Below are 22,221 nucleotides of genomic sequence, written 5' to 3' on the forward strand. Positions count from 1 at the left end.
CCCCGGTGGCCGGGGTCGCTGGTCATGTTCGGGCGCGGGGTTGGGCTTGTTGGTCGGGTGCGGGGTGCGGGCTGGGGTTGTTGGTCAGGTTGGGGGCGCGGGCTGAGGTTGCCGGTTGCGTACGGGGAGTTCTATTTCCTACAGCCCCGCGTAACGGTGCGCGTAGCGAAATTCCTCCAGGCGCGTTTCCAGCTCAATGCCGGAGGAGCACCGCAGCGTCACCGGCCGCCCGTCCATGGTGCGTAGCGCCCACCACTCCGAACCGTCGTAGATGATGCCCCAGTACGGCCACCTGCTCCGCAGCCGTTTCAGCCACGGAGCTGCTTGCGCGACGGTGAGGCCCTGGGCATGGCACATGCTCAGGTTCGTTTCGGCGTCAGGACCCGTTCGATCGTGGGCACCACGTTGTCCAGATCCGTGACGAGGCCGATCAACCCGTCCCACCCCTGCCACCAGTACGCCCAAGTTCCGTCAGGCAGCGGAGCGGCGCTGACGAACTCCGAGCCGAGCACCGGCAACGCCCCACGCACCTCCACCGCGTACGGCTGCTCGCGGCCGGGCTGGCGGATCGTGGCACGCAGGTCCGTGCGCGCCACGATCGCCTGCTGGAGCGTTTCCAGGTGCCCCTTGCGCACGGCCGCTTCGTCCCGTCCCGCCCCCTCGACGGGACGGGACGAAGCGGTGGCGCGGGACTCGTTGGGCTGCCTGAACATGTCGTTCCTTTCGAGGGAGCTGGGAGTCAGCACGTGTCTTGGAGGCCCCAGCCGCAGTCGGCGGGGAGGCCGGGCAGGGCGATGAGGCGGCCTTCGATCAGCCGCGCGGCCTCTGCCAAGGCCAAGCTGGTGGGACGGGGCGTCAGCCGCTCGGCGATCCGGTGCGCGGCCTTGTCCAGGTCGTATACGGGCGCGATCTGCTCGTTCCACGAGAAGTGCCACCAGCGGACGCCTTGGGGCAGGCTCTTGGGCTCGCGGAGGAGGATCCGGGCGACCCAGCCGGGATGCCTGGGGTTCTCGACCCACACGCATCGTTCGCCTCGACGGGTGTACGGCGTGGGCGGGGCGTTGGTGACCTTGGCGATCAGATCTGCTTCGACTAGCGAATTCGCTAGTCGAAGCAGCCAGGCGTCTTTGTTCTGCATCATGGCCTCGGAAGAAGGTTCCTTTTTGTTTTCCAGGCCAAGCGTTGCGCCACGATCTATGCTGCGGAATGCATGCCGATGTGAGTCCAGAGGAATGCCACGGCGGGAGCCCCCTTATGCCTGCGCCTGTCCCGATTGACCCACGTACCAGCCTCCGCGCCCAGTTTGCCCATACCCTGCGTGTCCTGCGGGAACTGAAGGGTCTGTCGCAGAGTGCGCTGGCGAAGGAATTGATCACCACGCGCGAAGTGATCGCCAGCTATGAGAATCGGCGCAATACCCCGGACCACAATTTCTGCGTCAAAGCGGACGAGTTCTTCGGGACCGGCGAGATGCTCCAAGGGCTTCGGCACCACATGCAGCGCGAGCACGTGGCCTCCTGGTTCGAGCTGTACCTGCCTCACGAGGGCGAAGCCAGCGAGATCCGCACCTTCCAGCCCGCATACATCCCTGGCCTGCTCCAGACAGAGGCTTACATGCGCGCCGATGCGCGTCCCAGCAACCTCGTGGAAGAGGGCATCACCAAGCGATTGGCGCGAGCCAAGTTGCTACGTCGCGATGATCCACCGCACCTGTTCGCCGTCCTGGACGAGGCGGTCATCATGCGGCCCATCGGTGGAGCCGCTGTAATGCGTGAGCAACTCGCGCATCTGCTCGAAATGGCGGCCCTGCCTCACGTGCACATTCAAGTCGTCCGCATGACGCAGGGATGGCACTACGGGCTTGACGGCGCGGTTGTGGTCCTGGCCAAGAGAGACTGCACCAGAGTGGGTTACGTCGAGGCTCAGTTCGGTGGAAGACTGATCGAAGATCCACCTGAAGCTGCACGGTTGGGCCTGATGTTCGATGAGATCAGGGGGATGGCGCTGAGTGAACCCGCATCACTCGCCCTGATTCGACGCGTTATGGAGGCAATGCTCGATGACGATCCACTGGCGGAAGAGTAGCCGTAGCCAGGGCCAGGGGCAGGGCGAGTGCGTCGAAGTCTCGACCAACGTCGCCGACGCGACCCTGGTCCGTGACAGCAAGGACCCCTCCGGCCCCCACCTCCTGCTCGGCCGTGATGACGTCGCCGGGCTCTTCGACCACATCAAGGCCGGAGCCCTCGACCTCTAAGCGCGCAACGACGACGGCCCCGCTCGCGCCATCGAGCGGGGCCGTCGTCGTTGCCGCCCCCCGGGCAGCTCCGCGCGTGGTATCCGGCCGAATACCACCGCCCCATCCGCTCAGCGCAGCTTGGCCGCCAGCCCCTCCAGCAGCTCAACCTGCCGCTCCGGATCAACGCCCAGCAGCGTCGTCACCACGTGCACCTCATCCGCACCGATCGCCGCCGCCCGCTCCAGCCCCCGCACCGCCCCCTCCACGAACCCGGCCGCCGTCACTTCAGCACCAGGCATGACCGGGAACACGCTCACCACCACCTTCCCGCTCCCGCCCGCCCCCCGGTACCAGCGGATCTGCTCGGCCGTCGTCTCCCAGTCCACCGCCACCACGGTGAACCCGTCCCCGATCCGCGCCGCCCGCTCGATCGTCGGGCGCGTGATCGCCCCGAAGTACAGCGGGATCCGCTCACCCCACGGCTTCGGCCCCACCTTCGCCGCCGGAATCCGGTAGTGCCGCCCCTCGAACTCCACCGGATCAGACCCCCAGCAGGCACGCATCGCCGCCACGTGCTCGACGAACCCCGCCCCGCGACGCTCCGTCGACACTCCGGCCGCCACGAACTCCTCCGGGATGTAATACGGCGGCAGCCGTGTCCCCCCGCCCTGCCCCAGGCCCACGTCCAGCCGTCCCCGCGACAGCTGGTCCAGCGTGGCCAGCCGCTGCGCCAGCATGGCGGGCGAGTGGAAGATCGAGTTCAGGATGCTCGTCAGCACCCGGATCCGCCGCGTGTGCGCCGCCGCCCACGTCAGCAGCTCCAGCGCGTCCCACGACGGCGTCTCCGGCAGGCCCGCGTCGTTCGTCCAGTGCGGTCCCACCGGGATCAGCAGCCGGTCCGAGACCGACACCGCGTCGAATCCCAGCCGTTCCACCGCCTGCGCCACGGTGACGACGGCCTCCGGCCCGACATGGGGGCCGAAGCTCTGCAAGGTGACTCCGATACGCGGCAGGTTCATCGCCTGTCCTCCGGTCACGGGTACTGGGCTTGCACGCCCAGGAGGTCCTTCCTCCGGAGAGTGGTCGGAGCCGGTGGCGCGTTCTTGTCCTCCGTCAAGAAGAAACTTCAGGGAAGTAGCCGCGCCAGCTCCACCCGCGACCGGATGCCCAGGCGCGTGAACACGTTCCGCAGGTGGCCGTCCACCGTGCGCGGGCTGATCGTCAGGCGCGCCGCTATCTCCCGGTTGGTTGCCCCTGCCGCTACTAGGCGCGCTATTTGTTGTTGTTGCGCTGTTAGGGCGATGAACGGATCGCCGGTCGCAGGGGGCACCGGTGCGCCTGCTGCGCGCAGTTCTGTTCGGGCCTGCTCTGCCCAGTGCTCCGCCGCTGCCTCGGTGAACACGTGCAGCGCGACGCGTAGGTGGTCGCGGGCGTCGCGTGGGTGGCGGTCGCGGCGTAGGCGGCGGCCGTAGAGCAGTTCCGTTCGGGCTAGCTCGAATGCCGAGCCTGCATCTTGGTGCAGGCGGATCGCTTCGGTGAAATGGGCTGTTGCCTCGTGCTCGTCTTCGGCTAGGAGGGCCTGGCAGCGGGCGGCTTGGGCTTTTCGGGCTGGGCTCTGGGTTGCCTCGGCCCAGCGTGTGAATGCCGCTGCGACGCGTATTGCTGACGGGCGGCGGCCTGCGCTCAGGGCCGCTTCCACGTAGAGCGGGGCCGCCAGCATCCGGATCGCCGGGCCCGCTGGTGTGCCCAGACGGGCCGCCGCGTCGGCGGGGCGGTCCGCCGCTATGTCCAGGCAGGCCAGTGCCCATGAGGCCAGGGCGGCGGCTCTCGTTAGGCCGCGTTGGCCTGCTTCTTCCAGTACGCCGTCCAGGTGGCTGAGTGCTGTCTTGGCGTCCCCGTACAGGGCCGCCACCAGGGCTATCAGTGCGTGTTGCTCGACGGCTCGGTTGCGTTGGCCCGTCGCCCGGCGCAGGCCCTCGTGGGCTGCGGCCAGGGCTGCGGGGTAGCGGCCCAACGCGATCTCCGCGTGTGCCAGGACGGTCAGTGCGCGCGGCTCCAGCATGTCGTGGCCGCGTGCGGTGGCGACGGCCTGCGCCGCCAGGTCGCGGGCGCGGTGGTCGTCGCCCAGCATGAGCGCCGCTATGGCTGCGGCTGTGCGGGATGCGGAGTCGTCCAGGGTGGATGCCAGAGTCAGCGCGCGGTTCAGGGGGCCGGTTGCTTTCTCGTGGTTGCCTTGGAGGGCGGCGGCCGTTCCGATCGCGTGGGCCGCCATGAATTCTTCGGTCGCGTCTTGGCGCGGGCCTAGGGCTGCTGCGCGTTCGGCGACGGCTATGCGGCATGGCACGTCGCCCATCGCGTCGGCTGCGTCGCCCGCTCTGGTCAGCGCCGTCAACGCCAGCGCTGGGTTGGTCGCGGCCAGGTGGTCGGCGGCGTTCAGCAGTGTCCATACCGCGATCACCGGCAGGCCGTCCGCCAGCTCGATCTCGCCGCGTAGTAGGTCGGCTCGGCCCAATGATCCGGCCTGCCGTAGCAGGGCTCGGGCGCGCAGGGGGCGGCCGGACGTCCAGGCGCAGGACGCGGCGGTGAGCAGGCGGTCGGCGCGTGTCTTGGGTGTGGCCGTGAGTTCGGCGGCGCGTTGCCAGGAGCGGGCGGCTTTGTTGTGCTGTCCTGCGTCGCAGGCGTTTCCGGCGGCGGTGGCGAGGTCGTCCGCCAGGGCGTCGTCCAGGGTGGTGGTCGTTGCGGCGCGGTGCCAGGGGCGGTCGGCGGTCGGGCCGCGTGCTGCTAGCAGGGCGTGTACGGCGCGGCGTTCGGTGGGGGACGCGTCGGCGTAGACGGTTGCGCGTAGGAGCGGGTCGGGGATGGCCGTGTCCCCGTCCAGGGTGATCAGGCGGCTGGCTCGTGCCTCATCCAGGCCGCCGGAGTGCACCTCTAGGGGGAGGCGGTCTGCTGCTGTGGCCAGCAGGATCAGGCGTCGTGCCTCGGGGGATAGGCGCAGGTAACGCCTTCGATAGCGGGTTCGTAGGTCGCCGTGGATGGGGAGTGCCTGGGGTGGTGTTGCGCAGCTGGCTAGCTCCGCTAGTGCCAGTGGACGTCCGGCTGCTAGTTCCACCAGGTCCGCGCTCAGGTCTTGGCCCGCCATGTCCTCCAGCACGTGCAGGCACGTTTGGTCGTCGAGCGGGGATAGGGCCAGGCGCGGTAGGTCGGACAGGTAGCCAGGTGGCGGGTCTCCGGCGGTGAACAGCAGCGCTACGGGCAGACCGGACACCCGTCGCGCCGCGAACGCCAGCGCTTCCAGTGACGGCCGGTCCAGCCGATGTGCGTCGTCTACCAGGCACAGTAGGGGGCGGTCGGCCTTCGCTAGCGCTTCGCATAGGGCGAAGGGCACGTATCCCGTTGGTGTTAGCACCCTTGCCAAGGCTGTTGGCCACTGGTGCAGTAGCCGGTGCAGGCCCGCGTACGGCACGTCGCTCTCGTGTCGTACGCCTCGTGTTGCCAGCACTCGGAAGCCGGGTTGTGCAGCTGTGGTTAGTAGTGCGGTTTTGCCCAGGCCGGGGGCGGCCGCGATGGTCAGCGCCCCGCCTTGTCCGGCGCGGGCGCGCTCCAGCAGCCGCGTGATCGCCGCCGCCTCCCGGTCCCGGCCGCGCAGCGCGGCGGCCGGGACCGGCGTCGTGAGCACCGGGCCCATCGTTCAGCCTCCGGCCGACGCCCGGTAGCCCTTGACCAGCTCGGATTCCGTCGCCTGCTTCACCAGGCTCGTCCCGCCGAGCGCGTTCTTGTCCGGCCGCACGATGTAGCTCGCCCGCGCCGCCGGCACGTCCCAGCGCGTGAAGTCCTCCGGCGCGTACCCCAGGCCGAGGTCCTGGCTCTTCGACGACCGGTGCGCGGTCACGATCCCCTCCCGGCTCAGGTCCTTGTTCGCGCACGCCTTCTTCAACGCCTCGCCCACGACGGCGGCGGTGCTGTAGCCCGACAACACCGAGCTGTCCAGCGGCTGCCCCTTGTACGCCGTCTGGTACTCCCCGGCCAGCTTCTTCAAGCCCGGCAGGTCGGCGCTGAACGGGGCCGCCGCCGTCACCACGTAGTAGTCCTTCTGCAACACCGGCCCCACCGGCGTCGCCAGGAGCTGCTGCGCGAACGCCGAGTTGCTCGCGGCGTACGGCACGTTCAGCCCCGTCGCCGCGCCCACCCCCACCAGCGACGCCGCCTGCTTGGGGCTCACGCTCACCAGGATCGCCTTCACCCCGGCCTTCTTGAACGCCCCCACCTGCGCCGTCATGTCCGCGTCGGTCGGCTTGACCTGCTGCTCCACCAGCGTCAGCCCGGACTTTTCCGCCGCGTACCGGGCCCCGGCCAGCGCGCTCTGCCCGTAGTCGCCCTCCAGCCGCAGGTGGCCGATCTTGTCGCCGGACTTCACGCCCTTCTCGGACGTCAGGAACGCCACCCCGTTGATCATGTCGAGGTCGTAGGTCGTGCCGGTCACCTGCACGTACTTGCTCCCCAGCAGCGTGTGCGCCCACGCCTGCGGGATCGTCAGCAGCCTGTCGGACTCCACCCGGCCGCGCAGCGCCACCGTGATCGGCGAGCCGATCACCTGCGGCAGCGCCGCCGAGCGCGGCGCGACCTCGCTGTAGGCCGCCAGCGCCTTCTGCACGTCGTAGCCGTGGTCGCGCACCACCAGCTCGATCTTGCGCCCGCACACGCCCCCGGCCGCGTTGAGCTGGTCGTAGTACAACTTCTGCGCCTGCGTGACGCCCTTGCCGAGCGCGGCGTAGGGGCCGGTCAGGTCGGTCAGCGCGGCCAGGGTGATCTTGTCCTTGGTCACGCCGGGGCCGATCTTCAGGTCGCCGTCGGCGGTGCCGCCGGTGGCCTTGCCGCTGCAACCGGCGGCGGCGAGGCCGGCGGCCAGGGCCAGCGTCGCGGCGGCGGTGCGCCGGATCATGGGGGTCATGTGGCTCGCTCCTCGGGATGGGTGGGGGACAGCCGGGCGGCTAGGCCGTGCAGGCCGCCGGGCAGGAACAGCAGCACCGCGACGAACACCGCGCCGTAGACGACGCGGGCGGCCTCGGCGGGCGACAGGCCGTCCCCGCCGGGCTCGGCCACCAGCGGCAGGGCGTCGCCGAAGCGGGTGAGCAGCGCGGGCAGGAGCGTCACGAACGCGGCTCCGGCGACCGCGCCCGCGACCGTGCCGAGCCCGCCGATGACGATCATCGCGAGGTAGTCCAGGGCCAGCGCGAGCCCGAAGTACTCGGGCACCGTGCGCTGGAACACCAGCGCCAGCAGCACCCCGGCGAGCCCCGCGTACATCGACGACAACACGAACGCGGTGGCCCGGTGCCGCGCCACCGGCACGCCCAGCGCGCCCGCCGCGATCTCGTGGTCGCGCAGGGTGTTGAACGCGCGGCCGGGCCGCGACCGCAACACCCCGCGCGCGAACCAGGCCGACGCCGCCAGCAGCACCAGCGCCAGGTACCAGAGCAGCTCCATGCCGCCGAACGGCACGCCCAGCACCAGCGGCGGTTCAGGGGAGTCGGCGAAGCGCAGGCCCGCGATCTCCAGCGGCGGCACGTCCCGGCCGTTCGCGCCGCCCGTCACCGAGCCCGCGCGGAACAGCACGTGCTGGCCGAGGAACACCAGCGCCAGCGTCGCGATGCCGAGCGAGGCGCCCTTGAGACGTCCGGCCAACGGTGCGCACAACCCGCCCGCGACCCCGGACAGCGTGACGGCGGCGAGCGCGGCCAGGGCCGTCGGCAGGCCCTCGCTCGCCAGCCACACATAGGAGTACGCGCCGACGGCCAGGAAGAACGCGTGGCCCATGGAAAGCTGCCCGGCCGCGCCCGTCAGCACGTTCAGCCCGATCGCGCCGATCGCGGCGGCCATCGCGAACAGTCCAGCCTGGAGCCAGAACGAGCCCGCGTAGAAGGGCAGCACGACGAGCCCGGCGGCCCCGGCGATCCACGACAACCTAGACACGCACGGCCTCCCGCGTTCCGAACAGCCCGGCGGGCCGCCACAGCAGCACCACCGCCATGAGCATGTAGGGGGCCACGTCGGCGAAGCCGTGGCCGAGCAGCGCCACGTCGTTCTGGTAGCCGACGACGGCCGCCTCGGTGACCCCGATCAGCAGGCCGCCGACCAGCGCGCCGGTGGTGGAGTCCACCCCGCCGATCACGGCGGCGGGCAGCGCCTTGAGCGCCGCGAACGAGGTGGCGCGGTCCAGGCCCGGCGTCGGGAACGCGCACAGGAAGATCGCCGCCAGCGCCGCGAACACCCCGGCCACCGCCCACGCCCCGGCCGACACCCGGCCGAGCCGCACGCCCATCAGCGCCGCCGTCTCGCGGCGCTCGGCGGTCGCCCGCATCGCCACGCCCCAGGCGGTGTGCTTGAACGCCAGCAGGAACGCGGCGATCGCCGCCGCCGCGACCACGATCGCGGCGATCCGGGCCTGCGCCACGGTGACGTCACCGATCCGCACGACCCTGTCACCCCACGGATCGCCCAGCGGCAACACGCGGGTGCCGATGCGGCGGGCCAGCTCGACGGTCAGCACGATGTCCACGCCGATGGTGATGATGCTGACGGCCGCGTGCCCGCTCGCCCGCACCCGGCGCAACACCAGCGTCTCCACCAGCACCGCCAGCAGCGCCGTCGCCGCCACGCCGGCGCCGACGGCGGGCCAGAACCCGAGGTCGTCGTGCAGCTCGGCGACCAGGTAGCCGCCGGTGAGCAGCAACGACGGGTGCGCGAAGTTGATGACCTCGGTCGCCTTGTAGACGACCACGAACCCGAGCGCGATCAGCGCGTACACCGAGCCGCTGGACAGCCCGTTGACCAGGACCTCCGCCAGGCCGCTCATGCTTCCCCTCCGAGGTAGGCGCGGACGACGGCCGGGTCGCGGCGCACCTGCTCGGGCGCGCCGCCCGCGATGCGCCTGCCGAAGTCGAGGACGGTGACCTCGTCGGCGAGCCGGGCGACCATGCCCATGTCGTGCTCGACCAGCACCACCGACAGCCCGAGCGCGGCCCGGACCTGCCGGATCGTCGCGGCCATCTCCTGGCGCTCGGCCCCGTTCATCCCGGCGACCGGCTCGTCCAGCAGCAGGAGCCGGGGCTCCACGCACAGCGCGCGGGCCAGCTCGACGCGCTTGCGCACGCCGTACGGCAGCAGCCCGGCGGGCGTCGCGAGGTGCGCGGCGATCCCGACGAACTCCGCGATCTCCTCCACCCGCGCCCGGTGCCGCCGCTCCTCGCGTCGCGCGCGGGGCAGCCGCAGCCCGGCGGCGACGACGCCGGTGCGGGTGAGGCGGTAGCGGCCGAGCATGAGGTTGTCGGCGGTGGACAGGTGCGGCGACAGCGCCAGGTTCTGGAAGGTGCGCGCGACGCCGAGCGCGGCGATGCGGTGCGGCGGCAGCGCGGTCAGCTCGGCGTCGCCGAACCGGACGCTTCCTGCGGCGGCCCGGTAGACGCCCGACAGCACGTTGAAGCAGGTCGATTTGCCCGCGCCGTTCGGGCCGATGATCGCGTGCAGGGTGCCGGGGCGGACGGTGAAGTCCACGCCGTCCAGGGCGGTGAGTCCGGCGAACCGCACCGTCAGGCCGCGCACGACCAGCGCCGGGACGTCCTCGGAGCCGGGCCGGACCGCCGCGTCGGGGGAGGAGACCGGCGCGTTCATCCGGCCCACCGCGCCAGCGTGCGTCCGGTGACGGCCTCGTCCTGCTCGGCCGTCCCCACGCCCAGGTAGCGGTCGCGGACCTCGGGGGAGGCGGCCAGCTCGTCGGCCGGGCCCTCCATCGCGACCGCGCCGATCTCCAGCACGTACGCGTACCGGGCCAGCCGCAGCGCCAGCGCCGCGTTCTGCTCGATCAGCAGGACCGCGATGCCCTCGCGGTTGACGGCGCGCACGGTGCCGGCGATCCGGTCGATCATGATCGGGGCCAGGCCCAGCGACGGTTCGTCGAGCAGCAGCAGGCGCGGCCCCGCCATCAGCGCGCGGCCGATCGCCAGCATCTGCTGCTCGCCGCCCGACAGCAGCCCCGCCTTCTGCCTCTCCCGCTCGGCCAGCACCGGGAACAGCCGCAACACCCGCTCGCGGGCCGCCGCGACCGCCCTGCGGTCGCGCGCGCCGAGCGCCCCGGCCCGCAGGTTCTCCGCGACCGTCAGCCGGGCGAACACCTGCCGTCCCTCGGGCACCTGCACCACGCCGCGCGCCACGACCTGGTCGGGGCGGCGGCCGTGTACTGGCTCGCCGTCCACGAAGACCTCGCCCCCGCGCACCGCGCCGCCGTGGAACGGCAGCACGCCCGACACCGCGCGCAGCAGCGTGGACTTGCCCGCCCCGTTGCCGCCCAGCACCGCGACCAGCCCGCCCTCGGGCACTTCCAACGAGACCTCGCGCAGCGCCCGGACCGGACCGTAGTCCGCCGTCAGCCCGCGCACGGCCAGTGCGTGATCAGCACCCAACCCATGCCTCCTCGTGGGAATCGGTGGCATAGGTCAACACGCGGCCGGAAGGCCGGTCTAGAGCGCCGTTCTAACTGAGGGAACGGCCGCAACCGGTGACCGCCCCGATTGTGAGCGCTCACAATCCCTGCCCCGGCCGTCTGTTCAGCGCCGCCGCGCGATGGCACCATGAACGCCCCGCACGGCAGGAGACCGAGGGCATGACCGTGACAGACGGCCGCACCGGCAGCGACATCATGCGGCGCGCCGCCCGCCGCCTGGCGGACCGGTTGCCCGACCTCGCCGACACCCTGGTCGGCGAGATCCTCGCTGGCGAGGAGTGGGACCGGCCCGCCGGGCTGCGCGAGGACCTGTGGCAGGTCGCCCACACCGGCCTCGGCCACGGCATGACCGCGATCCTCGACCCCGGCGCGGGCCGCGCCGACCTGTCGTGGGCGCGGGAGCTCGGCCGCCGCCGCGCCGAGCAGGGCCAGCCCCTGGACCTGCTGCTGCGCTCCTACCGGCTGGCCGGGCGGGTGTTCTGGGAGGCGGTCGTGGAGATCGTCGCGCAGGACGACCCGGCGTACGTGCCGGTCCTGGTCCGGCACGCGGGCCGCACCTGGCACACCATCGACGAGCAGTCCAGCGCCGCCGCCGCGGCCTACCACCGCACCGAGTACGACCTGCTGCGGCGCAGCGAGGAGCGCGTCCAGGCGGTGGTGGACGCGCTGCTGGACGGGCGCGGCGCCGAGGGCGGCACCCCGGCCGCCGCCCCGGAGATCCTGGGCCTGCCCGCGCGCGGCCGGTACGCGGTGGTCGTGCTCGGCCCGGCGGCCGTCCGCCCGCCCGACGCGGCCGGGGCGCGCTGCCTGTGGCGGACCCGCGCCGACGGCACCCAGGTCGCGCTGGTGGCGCTGGGGGCGGCGTCGCTGGACGAGCTGGCCGCCGCGCTGCGCCCGCACGTGCGCGTCCCGGCCGGGATCAGCCCCGTCGTGGACACCCTCGCCGAGCTGGGCACCGCGCGCTGGCTGGCGGAACTGGCGCTGCGCACCTGCCGTCCCGGCGAGATCGCGCTGCTGGACCGCTGCCTGCCCGACGCGCTGGTGATCTCCCAGCCGCGCCTGGCGGGACGGCTGGGCCGCAGCGTCCTCGGCCCATTGCTGGACCTGGACGACGCCTACCGCGAGGTGCTGCTGACGACGCTGGCGACGTGGCTGGAGTGCGAGGGCTCGGCGTCGCGCGCAGCGACGCGGCTGTACTGCCACCACAACACGGTGCTGAACCGGCTGCGCCGCGTCGAGCGGCTGACGGGCCGGATGTTGTCGGACCCGAACGCCCTGGTGGAACTGGTCCTGGCGCTGAGCGCGGCCCGTCTGCTGAAGGACGCGACCCCGCGCGCGTAGTAGCGGCGGCCACGCCCACGCCCACAGCCCCGCCCACGACCCTGGGCACGGCCCCGGGCACGGCCGATGGCGGCCGCGTGGTGCGGCCGCCATCGGGTCTCATCGTCGCTACGTGTGCGGGCAGGTGTCGCGGTAGTCGGAGATGGCCCGGTCGCCCTGGGGCGCGGGGCACAGGAACTGCTCGTAGCGGGTGTCGTTGTCGATGAAGCGCTTGAGCCACGACACGCTGTACTTCGCGATCGTCGTGTTGGAGGTGTTGGGCGCGAAGTGCGACGCGTTGTCCAGCTCCAGGTACGCCTTCTCCGACGCGGCCGGGATCGAGGTGTAGAACGGGATCGAGTGCGAGGCCACCGGCGCGATCGTGTCGCTCTCCGCGCCGATCACCATCGTGGGCACCCGCACGCCCGTCCAGCTCTTGGTCAGGTTCCACGGGGCCAGCGGGATCGCCGCCTGGAGGCCGGGCCGGTCCACCGCGGCCTCCAGCGTCCCGCCGCCGCCCATCGAGTGGCCCATCACGCCGAGCCGCGTCGCGTCGATGCGGGTGCGCACCGAGCTGCGCTGGGTCAGGTAGTCGAGCGCGGCCTCCAGCTGGCGGCCCCGGCTGGCGGGCTGGTCGAGCCGGGTCAGCGTGTCGATGATCAGCACCACGAAGCCCTGCGAGGCCAGGCGCGGGCCCAGCCACGCCAGGCTGGTCTGGTCGGCGGTGTAGCCGGGGGACATCGCGATCGCGCCGAAGGTGCCCTCGGCGGTGCTGGTCGGGTAGTAGATCGTGCCGCCGCCGAAGCCGCTGACCGACAGCGGCGAGACGGTGGTCTGCGCGGTGGCGAACGGGCCGCGCACGGCCTCGATGCTCGCCTCGGTGGGGGCGGGACCGCGCTCGTAGGGGTTGGCGGCGGCCTGGACGGGAGCGGCGGTCAGCAGCGCGGCGCCCAGCGAGAGGGCGGCGACGGCGCGGGCGCGGCGGGGGCCGCGGCGGGGGCGGCGGCCGGGCCTGGCGGGCGGGGGACTGCCAGACGGGGTGGTCCGGTGCGGCATGTCGACGAACTCCTTCGGGGGGAGGAGGCCCGGGTGGAAGCGGGTGCCGCCGGGCCTCGGGAACGTCTCGACAGATGCGATTGTGAGAGCGCCCCGCTTGCCGCGCATCGGTGAGATCGCCCGTTTTCCGGAAGCCGTGCAACAGTTCGGAATCCCTGTGCGTCCTGGGGGCGATGGGAAGGACGGGCCTTTGGACGACAGCGGTGCGACCTACGAGCAGTTCGTGACCACCCGCGCCCACGCTCTGCTGCGCTACGGCTACGTGCTCACCGGCGATCCGGACGACGCGGCCGACCTCGTACAGGAGGGCCTGGTGCGGCTGCGCGCCGCCTGGCCCAAGGTCGTCAACAAGGACGACCCCGAGGGCTACCTGCGGACGATCATGGCGCGGCAACACGTGAGCCTCTGGCGGCGGCGACGGCGCGAGCGCCTGGTCGACGACGTGCCGGAGCGGCACTACCAGGACGCCGGGCTGGAGCGCGCCGAGCGCGACCCCCGGTTGTGGGCGGCGCTCGCGGCGCTGCCCCGGCGGCAGCGCGCGGTGCTGGTGCTGCGCTACTACGAGGACATGGCGGACGAGGAGATCGCCCGGGTGCTCGGCATCTCGCGCGGGACGGTGCGCAGCCAGGCCGCCCGCGCCCTGGACAAGCTGCGCGCGGACTGGCGCCCGGTCTCCGGCGCGCCCACGGTGGGAGTTGGCAATGGTCGATGAGCAGATGACCGACGACCTGCGGGCCGTCTTCAAGGACGCGGCCGGGCACGCGCCCGCGCCCGACCACGGGCTGCTGGAGCGGGTCGAGACCCGCTACCGGGGCCGGCGGCGGCGCAGGGCGGCGGGCGTCACGGCGGCGGCGGTGGCGCTCGCGGTCGGCGCGACCGGCGTGCTCGGCGCGTCCCTGCGGCCGGGCGGCGGCGACGCCCCGCGCCCGGCGAGCAAGCCGGTGCCGGGCCCGCTGAAGCCGTCCAAGCCGGGCCCGGTCGTGGACCTGAGGAAGACCGCGCCGCAGGCGTTCCGGACGCTGCCGAAGAACCTGCCGAACGGCCGCGAGTTCCAGGGCGTCCAGGTATTGGACGACGGGCAGGTGCTGGGCGTCACCTGGTCGTCGTTCGAGATGACCGACCGGATCTGGGTCTACGACCTCGCCAAGGGCAAGGCCAGGGTCGTCACCACCATCAAGCTGCCGCGCGGCCAGAAGTGGTTCGCCAACGCCATGGCCGCCGGAGACGGCCAGGTCGCCTGGACGATGCACCGCAGCACCGACGAGGCCGACCCCGAGCAGATCGAGCTGTGGACCGCGCCGCTGGCGGGCGGCGAGGCGCGCAGGGTCACCTCGATCGCGCCCGACCAGAGCCCGCTCCAGGACGCCGTCACCTCCGAGCTGGTCGTCGCCGGCGGCGAGGCGGCCTGGGCCGTGCCCGCCGGCGTGCTCACCGTCCCGCTCGCCGGAGGCAAGCCCCGGGTGCTCCCCGGCACCAAGGGCCACCAGATCGTCTCCTGGCCGTGGATCGGCACGCCGGGCAAGGGGCCGAACGGCGACAGGGCCGGCACCGTGGTGTTCAAGGACCTGCGCAACCTGCGCACCGGCGAGCGCCGCACGGCCACCACGACGCCGTTCAAGGGCACGTGGACCTGCGGGCTGGAATGGTGCGTCGGCGGCCCCGCGTCGGGGGTGACCTACACCGGGCCGGTGGGGCAGACGGTCCAGCGCCGCGACGGCCGGGACGGCCGCGCGCTGCCCACCGACACGACGGGCAGCCTGCTGAGCCTGATGGACGGGAAGATCCTCTTCAACCGCTACATCGTCTACGGCCCTGGGCGGCGGGGCCCGCACAACTACACGCTGTACGACCTGCGGACCGGCCGCCTCCTGGACACCGGGGTGCGGACGCTGAGCGGCGGCAAGGTGCCGGGCCTGCTGGCCTCGCCCGGCGACGCCGTCCTGAGCCTGCCCGTCAAGGGCGACGGGACCGTCCTGCTGGACCTGTCGAAGGTCGGCTGACCTCCGCCGGGAAGTGATCTACCGGTTCTGACCACGCGGCGGCCGGGCCGGGGCAAACCCCGGCCCGGCCTTTGCGTTCCGCAGCCCGGTTCGGCACGGGCCAGGTGATTACATTCTGCGAGGCAGTGATCACCGGGTGAGGGACGTGGGGCGGGTGACGGCATACGGCGCGACGCGTGAGGCGCCCCATGGCGAGGTGCGGGAGGGGCCCTACGGCGCGGCACCGGAGTCCGCGTACGGCAGGTCGTACGACACGGCGTACGGCGCGACGTACGACACCGCGCACGACACCGCGTACGACACGGGTTATGGCACACGGCGCGAGCGGACGCAGCCCTGCCGCCTCCCCCAGCCCCGCCGCGTCCCGGAACGCCGCCCGCCCGGCCGCCACCGCAGCCCCGCCAGCGGCCCGCCGCGCTGGGCGATCGCCGCCGGGGCCGTGGTGTTCCAGGCGTCGCTGGGCGGCGTCTACTCCTGGAGCGTGCTGGCCCGCGCCCTCCAGGAACCCGGCAACGGCTTCACGCTCACCCGCGCCCAGGCCGTGCTGCCGTTCTCGGTGGCGATCGGCGTCGTGTTCGTCGGCACCTACCTGGGCGGGCGGCTCCAGGACCGCAGGGGCCCGCGCACGGCCGCGCTGCTGGGCGGCACCCTCTACGCGACGGGCGCGATGCTCGCCTCGCTGGCCGCCGACCGCAGCCAGTTGTGGTTCCTGCTGCTGTCCTACGGCGTGGTCGGCGGGTTCGGCCTCGGCATCGCCTACATCGTCCCGGTCGCGATGCTCCAGAAGTGGTACCCCGACAAGCGCGGCCTGATCACCGGCGTCGCGGTCGGCGGCTTCGGGTTCGGCGCGGTGCTGACCTCGCCGCTGGCCCAGTACCTGGTGGACGCCAGCCGCACCACGCCCACCCGCGCGTTCCTGCCGCTCGGCGCGTGCTACCTGGTGCTGACGACGGCGGGCGCGCTGCTGTTCCGCAACCCGCCGCCGCGCCCGGCCGCCGGGCCGTCCCGGCGCGGCGACTTCACCTGCGCGCAGGCGCTGCGCACCCGCCAGTGGTACCTGCTGACCGCCATGCTCACGCTGAACACGATCGCGGGCATCGGCTTCGTCGCGGTGACCGCGAGCACCGCGGTGGCGATCACCGGGATGGGCCCGGCGGCCGCGGCGGCGCTGACCGGCTTCATGGGCCTGTTCAACGGCGCGGGCCGCATCCTGTGGGGCTGGCTGTCGGAGCGGTACGGCCGGATGCGGATCTTCACGTGCATCCTCGGGCTGATGGGCGGCTGCCTGCTGCTGATGCCGTACGCGACCTCGCCGGTGCTGTTCATCCCGCTGGCGGCGGTGGTGTTCGCCAACTTCGGCGGCGGCTACGCGGTGATGCCCGCCACCGCCGCCGACTTCTTCGGCCTCACCAACGCCGGGGCCATCTACGGCCTGATGAACATCGCCTGGAGCATCGGCGGCGTGGTCGGGCCGCTGCTGGTCGCGGCGCTGGCGGCGGGCGGCTCCTACCGCGTCGCGTTCACGACGCTCGCGGTGATCGTGCTGGTCGCCACCGCGCTGCCCGGCCTCACCCGCCCGCCGGGCCGCCGCGCCTTCCGGTAGCCCCTGGTCAGGGACGTCACGCGCTGGCCAGGCCGCCGAACAGCCCGCTCGGCCAGGCCCGGGGCACCAGGTCGCCGATGTCCTCGCTGCGCAGGAACCGCGCCGCGCCCTTCACCGCCGCCTCCTCGGGCTCGTCGGCGATCCGCACCGGCATGCCCGTGGCGTCGCGGACCAGCTCGACCAGGCCCGGCAGCCGCGCGCCGCCGCCGGTCAGCGTGACGCCGTTGCGCAGCAGGTCGGCGGCCAGGTCCGGCGGGCATTCGGTCAGCCCGGCCCGCACCGTCTCGGCGATCGTGGCGAGCGGCCCGGCCAGGACGCGCCGCACCTCCTCCTCGGTCAGCGTCGCCTCGCGCGGTATCCCGGTGTTCACGTCGCGGCCGGGCACGACGCCGCCGGACGCGAGCCGGACGGCGTCGACGTCCTCCTCGCGGGCCATCAGCTCGTGCTCGCGGCGCACCAGGGTGACGATCGCGCGCTTCAGCGCCGCGCCGCCGGTCGGGACCCCGTACGCGCTGACCAGGCCGTCCGAGCCGAGCACCCCGACGTCGGTCACCTCGGCCCCGATGTCGGCGATCGCGGCGTTGGGCCGCTCCACCGCGCCCCGCGCGGCCGCCAGCGGCGTCGGGACCACCGTCACCCGGCGCGCCCCGGCCCCGTAGGCGATGTGCTCGACGGCCCGGTACTGCACCGGCGTGACCGTGCTGGGCACGGTGATCGCGATGCGCGGCTTGGCCATGTACCGCTTGCCGAGATGCCGCCGCAGCAAGGTCCGCAGCAGCGCCTCGGTGCCCTCCTGCTCGGCGGGCACGCCGTCGCGGATGAGCCGGACCAGCTCCACGCCCGGCCCGGCCTTGGCCTGCGCCTCCGCGCCCGCCCCCAGGAACCGGCCCGTCCACATGCAGCGGGCGAGCACCGACGGCTCGGACGCCACGACGCCCCGCCCGTCCACGAACAACCGCGCGGTGTCGCTGCCCAGGTCGGCGGCCACCGAGCGGCAGGGGAAGTCGCGCCATCTCATCGGCTACTCCGCTGGTTCCGAGGTGGCGTTGCCGACCGAGATCAGCAGCACGGTGATGGCCGTGCCCGCCACGAGGTTGATCACTCCGGCGGCCACCGCCGCGAGCAGGTCGGAGTGCAGGGCGAGCGGGGCGAGCGCGAAGGCGGCGGTGGTGAGGCCGCCGATCCAGCCGAAGAACTTCAGCGGGCTGGGCACCGCGAGGAGCAGCGCGTGCAGCAGCGCGGTGCCGACCAGCGCCACGGCCCCGGCCATCATCGCGTAGGTGAGGCCGGGCGAGTCGCCGATCAGCCGGTCGGTGCGGGGCCCGGCGACCGGGACGTCCAGCACGCCGCGCGCGGCCATGAGCCCGACGAGCACGACGAGGGCGGCGACGACGGCGGTGGCGAGCCCGCCGGCCCACAGGCCCGCCGCGCGCACGGTCGGCCGGCGGGAGGAACGCCCCCCGGCCGCCCCGCGGGCGGGGTCGTATCCGTCGGCGGGATAGCTCTCGGTCGGATAACCCTCGCGCGGATAGGTTTCACGCGGGTAGAGGGGATCGACCATCGTCGGCTCCTTCGCGATCTACCGGGTGCTCACGGGCGATTGCCCTGTCCTGTCCGATCTGCCCGTGATCGAGTACGCGAAAGGCCAACGGGAAGGCATGACCGCGTTAAATGGGGGGTGCGGAGGGGAGAGGTCCGCCTTACCGCCGCGCTATGGAGATGTCCCGGAAGGTCAAGCGGACGTGGGGATTTCCACTGATATCTCCCCACCCAGCCGCGCGCCCGTCTCCAGCTCCAGATCGTCGCCGCTCCAGAAGCGGCCCGGGTCGTACCAGTTGGGGCGGCGGTCGCGGGGGAGCAGGCCCATGTCCTGGTAGGTGGACGCGACGATCTCCGCGCAGAACGCCGTCTCCAGGTTCGCGTCGCGCTCCTCGGGACGGCGGATCGGCACGCGGCCCCGCAACCAGCGCGAGGCCAGCCGCGTGGTGGACGGGAAGGGCGTGCCGTCCAGGCGGGCGACCGTGCGCAGCGCCGCGTCCTCCATCGCCTTCCCGGCGGGCGGTTCGAGCTGCCGCAACCAGGCCCGCTGCCCGTAGCGGGTGCCCCACGCGACGACGGCGTCGCGCAGGTCGTGGAGCTGCGCGCCCCGCTGGTGGTGGCCCGTCCACATGTCGGGCAGCGAGCGGCCCAGCTCGGCGTGCCACATCAGCGGCGGCAGGTCGTCGATCACCAGCGCCATGCCGACGTGGTTCACCGGGCTGTTGGTGGTCATCTGGATGGCGCGGTCGGCCGCCGTGCGGCCGCGGAACAACCACACGTCGCCGGTGCGGGTCAGCTCGACGGCTTCGGCAAGGGAGATGCTCGTCCCGGACATGATCGCTACCTTAGGCACATGCGCTGGTGGAAGGCCCTCGGTATCGCGAGCTTCGTCGGTGTGGCGGCGACCGGGGCGGTGCTCGCCCGGTCCGAACGCCGCCGCCGCTCCTACACGCCCGACCAGGTCAGGGAGCGCCTGCACCAGCGGCTGGGGGAGGCGGCGGCGGAGCCTGCCGAGCCGCCGGAGCCGCCGTCCCGTGCACGCGCCTGGTGGCGGCGGCGCCGCTGATCCGCTGCACCAGGTCGCGGGCCAGGTCGCGCAGCTTGACGTTGCGGCGCTGCGACATCCGCGACAACAGGTCGAACGCCTCGTCGGGGCCGCAGCGCCGCTGCGCCATCACGATGCCCATGGCCTGCCCGACCAGCGAGCGCGTGTCCAGCGCGCCGGACAGGGTGTCGGCGCGGCGCTCGCTGTTCGAGATCATCAGCTCGCGCAGCCGCGCGGTCTCCAGGTGGACGCGGACGCGCGCGACCAGCTCGGCGGGCTCGAACGGCTTGACCACGTAGTCGTCGGCGCCGTGCTCCAGGCCCTCCACCGCCGCGTCGCTCCCGGCCCGCGCGGTGAGCAGGACGATCGGCAGCCGCGCGAGCCCGGCGTCCGCCCGCAGCTCCCGCAACACCGCGACGCCGTCGCGGCCGGGCAACATCACGTCCGACAACACCAGGTCGGGGCGCGCGCGGCGGGCCAGCTCCAGCGCGGCGTCGCCGTCGACGGCGGCGTCCACGCGCCAGCCCTGCTCCGCCAGCAGCCGGACGAGGTAGGCCCGCATGTCCGGGTTGTCCTCGATGAGCAACACGCGGGGCGCGTCCTCGGCGGGCTCGGCCGGGTTCGCCTCCTCGTCGGCGGTCCAGCTCAGCGCCTCCGCCACGAACGGGGTCGCGGTCTCGTGCTCGTCGCCCAGCGGGCACGGCTCCGCCAGGTCCCGCCCGCCGCACGGCAGCCGCACGGTGAACGTGCTGCCCTCGCCCGGCGTGCTGGCCGCGCGCACCTCGCCGCCCAGCGCCCGCGCCAGGTCCGCCACCAGCGACAGGCCGATGCCCGTGCCCTCCCGGCTGCGGCCACGCGTCCCGGCGACCTGGTGGAACCGCTCGAAGACGCGCGGCAGCTCGTCCTCGGGGATGCCCGCGCCGGTGTCGGCGACGGCCAGCTCCACGGCCCCGTCCAGGGCGCGCAGCCGCACGGCCACCGTGCCCTCGGCGGTGAACTTGAGCGCGTTGGACAGCAGGTTGAGCACGATCTTGGCCCACATCTCGCGGTCCACCAGGACGGGGCCGGGCAGCGGCGGCGCGTCCACCTCCAGGCGCAGCCCGGCGCGCTCGGCGGCGGCGCGGAACATGCTGGCCAGGTCGGCGGTCAGCGACGCCAGGTCGGTCGGCTCGGGGTCGGCGCGCAGCCGCATGGCGTCGGCGCGGGCGGCGTCCAGCAGCGTGTCCACCAGGCGTCGCAGCCGCAGCGCGGCCCGGTGCGCGGCGGCCAGCGGGACGCGTTGCCCGGTGGGCAGGTCCGGATCGTCCAGCAGCGTGGCCAGGGGGCCGAGCAGCAGGGTCAGCGGGGTCCGGAACTCGTGGCTGACGTTCTGGAAGAAGCGGGTCTTGGCGGCGTCCAGCTCGGCCAGGGCCTCGGCGCGGCGGCGTTCGGCCTGGTAGGCGAGGGCGAACGGCACGTCCAGCGGTTCGCGGCCCAGCGCCTCCACCGCCGCGCGGCACGCCTCGGCCACCGGCTCGCCGTCCTCGCGGGCCTGCGCCGCCGAGACGGTGCCCAGCTCGCGCACCGTGCGCAACCGGCGCTCGGTCAGGACGCGGGCTGTGGTGTCGGTGGTCGCGACGAAGATCCCGGCCACGCGCCCTTCGGCGTCCTCGACCGGGCTGTAGGAGAAGGTCCAGTAGGTCTCCTCGCGGTAGCCGTGCCGCTCCATGAACGGCAGCAGCTCCTCCGAGAAGGTCGCGCCGCCGCCGTCCAGCACGCCCGTGGCCATGGGGCCGAGCTCGTCCCAGACCTCCGCCCAGCACTCGGCGGCGCGCTGGCCCATCGCGGCGGGGTGCTTGGCGCCCAGGACGCGCGAGTAGGACTCGTTATAGATCTGGACCAGCTCCGGCCCCCACCACAACAACATGGGGATGCGCGACGGGAGCACCGTGCGGATCGCGGCGCACAACTCCGGCGGCCATGCGGCCACGGGTCCGAGCGGCGTGGCGGCCCAGTCGGTGGCGCGGGCCAGCTCCAGGGTGGGGTCCGTCCCGGCGAACAGCCGCTCCACCGACGCGCCCTCGCCCACCGCTGCGCCCACCCCTGTGCCCCCACCCGTGTGACAGGCCGACAGCGCCCGCCCGGTCAAGAACGGAACCCGAGGTCGGCGCGCCAATCGTCACCAGGATGATCTTCGTTGGTCAACTCCGTCCGGGATGGGGTCACGCCCATGACCGGCATCCGGACGGACGGTAATCAGCGTCGGGGCGGATGGCTCACCGGTGGGTTGACGCGGACCGGCCGCGCTCGCATCCTTGGTGGTGTCCGGCGCCGCCGCGCCGGGCCGGTCCAACAGCGCGGCCGCCCGCCATCCCGTCCTGGGTGAAAGAGGCCGCGCACATGCATCCCGCCACCTCCGAAGACCTCCGCTTCCGGAACGACGGCGACCACCTGGTCGTGGAGTTCCCGCAGGAGATCGACCTCGCCAACGCGCCGCTGATCCGATCCCGCCTGCTGCGCCTGCTGGAGGAGCGTCCGGCGGGCCTGGTGCTGGACATGTCCGGCACGCACTTCTGCGACTCCAGCGGCATCGAGGTCATCTTCCGCGCCCACGTGCGCGCGAGCCGCGCGGGCCTGCGCCTGCACCTGGTGCTGCCGCCGCCGGGCCCGGCGCGCACGGCGTGCGCGATCACGGGTGTGACGAGGGTGGTGCCGAACTTCCCGACCCTGGCGGAAGCCCGCGCCGCCTTCGCGTCCAACGACTGAGCCCCACGCGCGCCACCCGAGCCCCGCGTGACGCTTGAGACCTGCGTGGCGGCTGAGACCCCACGTGGTGTCTGAGACGTCGCGCGATGCTTGAGGACCGCCCGGCGACTGAAGGCCGCGCGGGCGGGCCGGCAGATCTTACGAGGTGCGTACGTGGTGCCGCCGGAGCGCCCGCGCCGG

The 22,221-nt window shown here is 73.2% G+C and carries 22 protein-coding genes; 7 read left to right on the forward strand and 15 right to left on the reverse strand.

The window, feature by feature from the left end; all coding sequences use genetic code 11:
- Positions 1-138 precede the first annotated feature (138 nt).
- The 3 genes from AH6_RS39650 to AH6_RS39660 are packed head-to-tail and all read right to left on the reverse strand — an operon-like array spanning position 139 to position 1,141.
- Entirely contained in the window at positions 139-357 is a 219-nt protein-coding gene (locus AH6_RS39650; RefSeq protein ID WP_067491189.1) for a hypothetical protein, read from the reverse strand.
- 2 nt (positions 358-359) lie between these two features.
- On the reverse strand, positions 360-713 hold the full coding sequence (locus AH6_RS39655) for a hypothetical protein (protein ID WP_067491191.1): 354 nt from the start codon (positions 711-713) through the stop codon (positions 360-362).
- A gap of 26 nt (positions 714-739) precedes the next feature.
- The gene (locus tag AH6_RS39660; protein ID WP_157432010.1) at positions 740-1,141 is read right to left on the reverse strand and encodes a hypothetical protein; all 402 of its coding nucleotides are present in this window, start codon (positions 1,139-1,141) and stop codon (positions 740-742) included.
- Positions 1,142-1,254: 113 nt separating this feature from the next.
- On the opposite strand from AH6_RS39660, the gene AH6_RS39665 reads away from it, so the two are divergent.
- Positions 1,255-2,085 carry a helix-turn-helix domain-containing protein gene (locus AH6_RS39665; protein ID WP_083983908.1) on the forward strand — a complete coding sequence of 277 codons (831 nt, stop codon included), beginning with the start codon at positions 1,255-1,257 and terminating at the stop codon, positions 2,083-2,085.
- On the forward strand, positions 2,060-2,254 hold the full coding sequence (locus AH6_RS39670; protein ID WP_067491195.1) for a DUF397 domain-containing protein: 195 nt from the start codon (positions 2,060-2,062) through the stop codon (positions 2,252-2,254). The genes AH6_RS39665 and AH6_RS39670 overlap by 26 nt, the downstream gene beginning before the upstream one ends.
- 110 nt (positions 2,255-2,364) lie before the next feature.
- Here AH6_RS39670 and AH6_RS39675 read toward each other — a convergent pair whose 3' ends face one another.
- From AH6_RS39675 to AH6_RS39705, 7 genes are all read right to left on the reverse strand, one after another.
- Positions 2,365-3,255, reverse strand: coding sequence for an LLM class flavin-dependent oxidoreductase (locus tag AH6_RS39675; RefSeq protein ID WP_067491197.1), 891 nt, complete (start codon positions 3,253-3,255; stop codon positions 2,365-2,367).
- A 107-nt stretch (positions 3,256-3,362) separates the two neighbouring features.
- The gene (locus AH6_RS39680; RefSeq protein WP_169807974.1) at positions 3,363-5,912 is read right to left on the reverse strand and encodes a helix-turn-helix transcriptional regulator; all 2,550 of its coding nucleotides are present in this window, start codon (positions 5,910-5,912) and stop codon (positions 3,363-3,365) included.
- A gap of 12 nt (positions 5,913-5,924) precedes the next feature.
- Complete coding sequence (locus tag AH6_RS39685; protein ID WP_067491201.1) at positions 5,925-7,184, reverse strand: ABC transporter substrate-binding protein; 1,260 nt, start codon at positions 7,182-7,184, stop codon at positions 5,925-5,927.
- A complete protein-coding gene (locus tag AH6_RS39690) occupies positions 7,181-8,206 on the reverse strand; it encodes a branched-chain amino acid ABC transporter permease (RefSeq protein ID WP_067491203.1) in 1,026 nt (341 codons plus the stop codon). Before AH6_RS39690 ends, AH6_RS39685 begins: the two co-directional genes overlap by 4 nt.
- On the reverse strand, positions 8,199-9,089 hold the full coding sequence (locus tag AH6_RS39695; RefSeq protein ID WP_067491205.1) for a branched-chain amino acid ABC transporter permease: 891 nt from the start codon (positions 9,087-9,089) through the stop codon (positions 8,199-8,201). The genes AH6_RS39690 and AH6_RS39695 overlap by 8 nt, the downstream gene beginning before the upstream one ends.
- Positions 9,086-9,904, reverse strand: a complete 819-nt coding sequence (locus tag AH6_RS39700) for an ABC transporter ATP-binding protein (RefSeq protein ID WP_067491240.1) — start codon at positions 9,902-9,904, stop codon at positions 9,086-9,088. The genes AH6_RS39695 and AH6_RS39700 overlap by 4 nt, the downstream gene beginning before the upstream one ends.
- On the reverse strand, positions 9,901-10,692 hold the full coding sequence (locus AH6_RS39705; RefSeq protein WP_245679682.1) for an ABC transporter ATP-binding protein: 792 nt from the start codon (positions 10,690-10,692) through the stop codon (positions 9,901-9,903). Before AH6_RS39705 ends, AH6_RS39700 begins: the two co-directional genes overlap by 4 nt.
- A gap of 200 nt (positions 10,693-10,892) precedes the next feature.
- Here AH6_RS39705 and AH6_RS39710 point away from each other — a divergent pair, with 200 nt between their 5' ends.
- The gene (locus tag AH6_RS39710; RefSeq protein WP_067491209.1) at positions 10,893-12,074 is read left to right on the forward strand and encodes a PucR family transcriptional regulator; all 1,182 of its coding nucleotides are present in this window, start codon (positions 10,893-10,895) and stop codon (positions 12,072-12,074) included.
- Between the two features lie 108 nt (positions 12,075-12,182).
- Here the strand turns inward: AH6_RS39710 and bdeA are convergent, their stop codons facing one another.
- Positions 12,183-13,109 carry a bis(hydroxyethyl) terephthalate hydrolase gene (gene bdeA, locus AH6_RS39715; RefSeq protein WP_067491212.1) on the reverse strand — a complete coding sequence of 309 codons (927 nt, stop codon included), beginning with the start codon at positions 13,107-13,109 and terminating at the stop codon, positions 12,183-12,185.
- Between the two features lie 190 nt (positions 13,110-13,299).
- Here bdeA and AH6_RS39720 point away from each other — a divergent pair, with 190 nt between their 5' ends.
- The 3 genes from AH6_RS39720 (at position 13,300) to AH6_RS39730 (ending at position 16,712) form a co-directional block, all read left to right on the forward strand.
- On the forward strand, positions 13,300-13,821 hold the full coding sequence (locus AH6_RS39720; protein WP_067491214.1) for a SigE family RNA polymerase sigma factor: 522 nt from the start codon (positions 13,300-13,302) through the stop codon (positions 13,819-13,821).
- A complete protein-coding gene (locus AH6_RS39725) occupies positions 13,811-15,109 on the forward strand; it encodes a hypothetical protein (RefSeq protein ID WP_067491216.1) in 1,299 nt (432 codons plus the stop codon). Before AH6_RS39720 ends, AH6_RS39725 begins: the two co-directional genes overlap by 11 nt.
- Positions 15,110-15,305: 196 nt before the next feature.
- Positions 15,306-16,712, forward strand: a complete 1,407-nt coding sequence (locus AH6_RS39730) for an L-lactate MFS transporter (RefSeq protein WP_157432015.1) — start codon at positions 15,306-15,308, stop codon at positions 16,710-16,712.
- A gap of 16 nt (positions 16,713-16,728) precedes the next feature.
- Here the strand turns inward: AH6_RS39730 and AH6_RS39735 are convergent, their stop codons facing one another.
- The 4 genes from AH6_RS39735 to AH6_RS39750 all read right to left on the reverse strand — a co-directional run bounded on the left by AH6_RS39735 (position 16,729) and on the right by AH6_RS39750 (position 21,376).
- The gene (locus tag AH6_RS39735; protein WP_067491218.1) at positions 16,729-17,730 is read right to left on the reverse strand and encodes a rod shape-determining protein; all 1,002 of its coding nucleotides are present in this window, start codon (positions 17,728-17,730) and stop codon (positions 16,729-16,731) included.
- 3 nt (positions 17,731-17,733) lie between these two features.
- Positions 17,734-18,273 carry a DUF6069 family protein gene (locus AH6_RS39740; protein WP_218006033.1) on the reverse strand — a complete coding sequence of 180 codons (540 nt, stop codon included), beginning with the start codon at positions 18,271-18,273 and terminating at the stop codon, positions 17,734-17,736.
- A gap of 171 nt (positions 18,274-18,444) precedes the next feature.
- Positions 18,445-19,086 (reverse strand): hypothetical protein, encoded by a 642-nt coding sequence (locus AH6_RS39745; RefSeq protein WP_067491220.1) that lies wholly within the window; start codon positions 19,084-19,086, stop codon positions 18,445-18,447.
- Between the two features lie 127 nt (positions 19,087-19,213).
- Positions 19,214-21,376: a response regulator gene (locus tag AH6_RS39750; protein WP_218006034.1), complete on the reverse strand. Its 2,163-nt coding sequence runs from the start codon at positions 21,374-21,376 to the stop codon at positions 19,214-19,216.
- A 299-nt stretch (positions 21,377-21,675) separates the two neighbouring features.
- On the opposite strand from AH6_RS39750, the gene AH6_RS39755 reads away from it, so the two are divergent.
- A complete protein-coding gene (locus AH6_RS39755) occupies positions 21,676-22,041 on the forward strand; it encodes an STAS domain-containing protein (protein ID WP_067491224.1) in 366 nt (121 codons plus the stop codon).
- Positions 22,042-22,221 lie beyond the last annotated feature (180 nt).

The organism is Actinomadura hibisca NBRC 15177, assembly GCF_001552635.1.
Classification (GTDB): Bacteria; Actinomycetota; Actinomycetes; order Streptosporangiales; family Streptosporangiaceae; genus Spirillospora; species Spirillospora hibisca.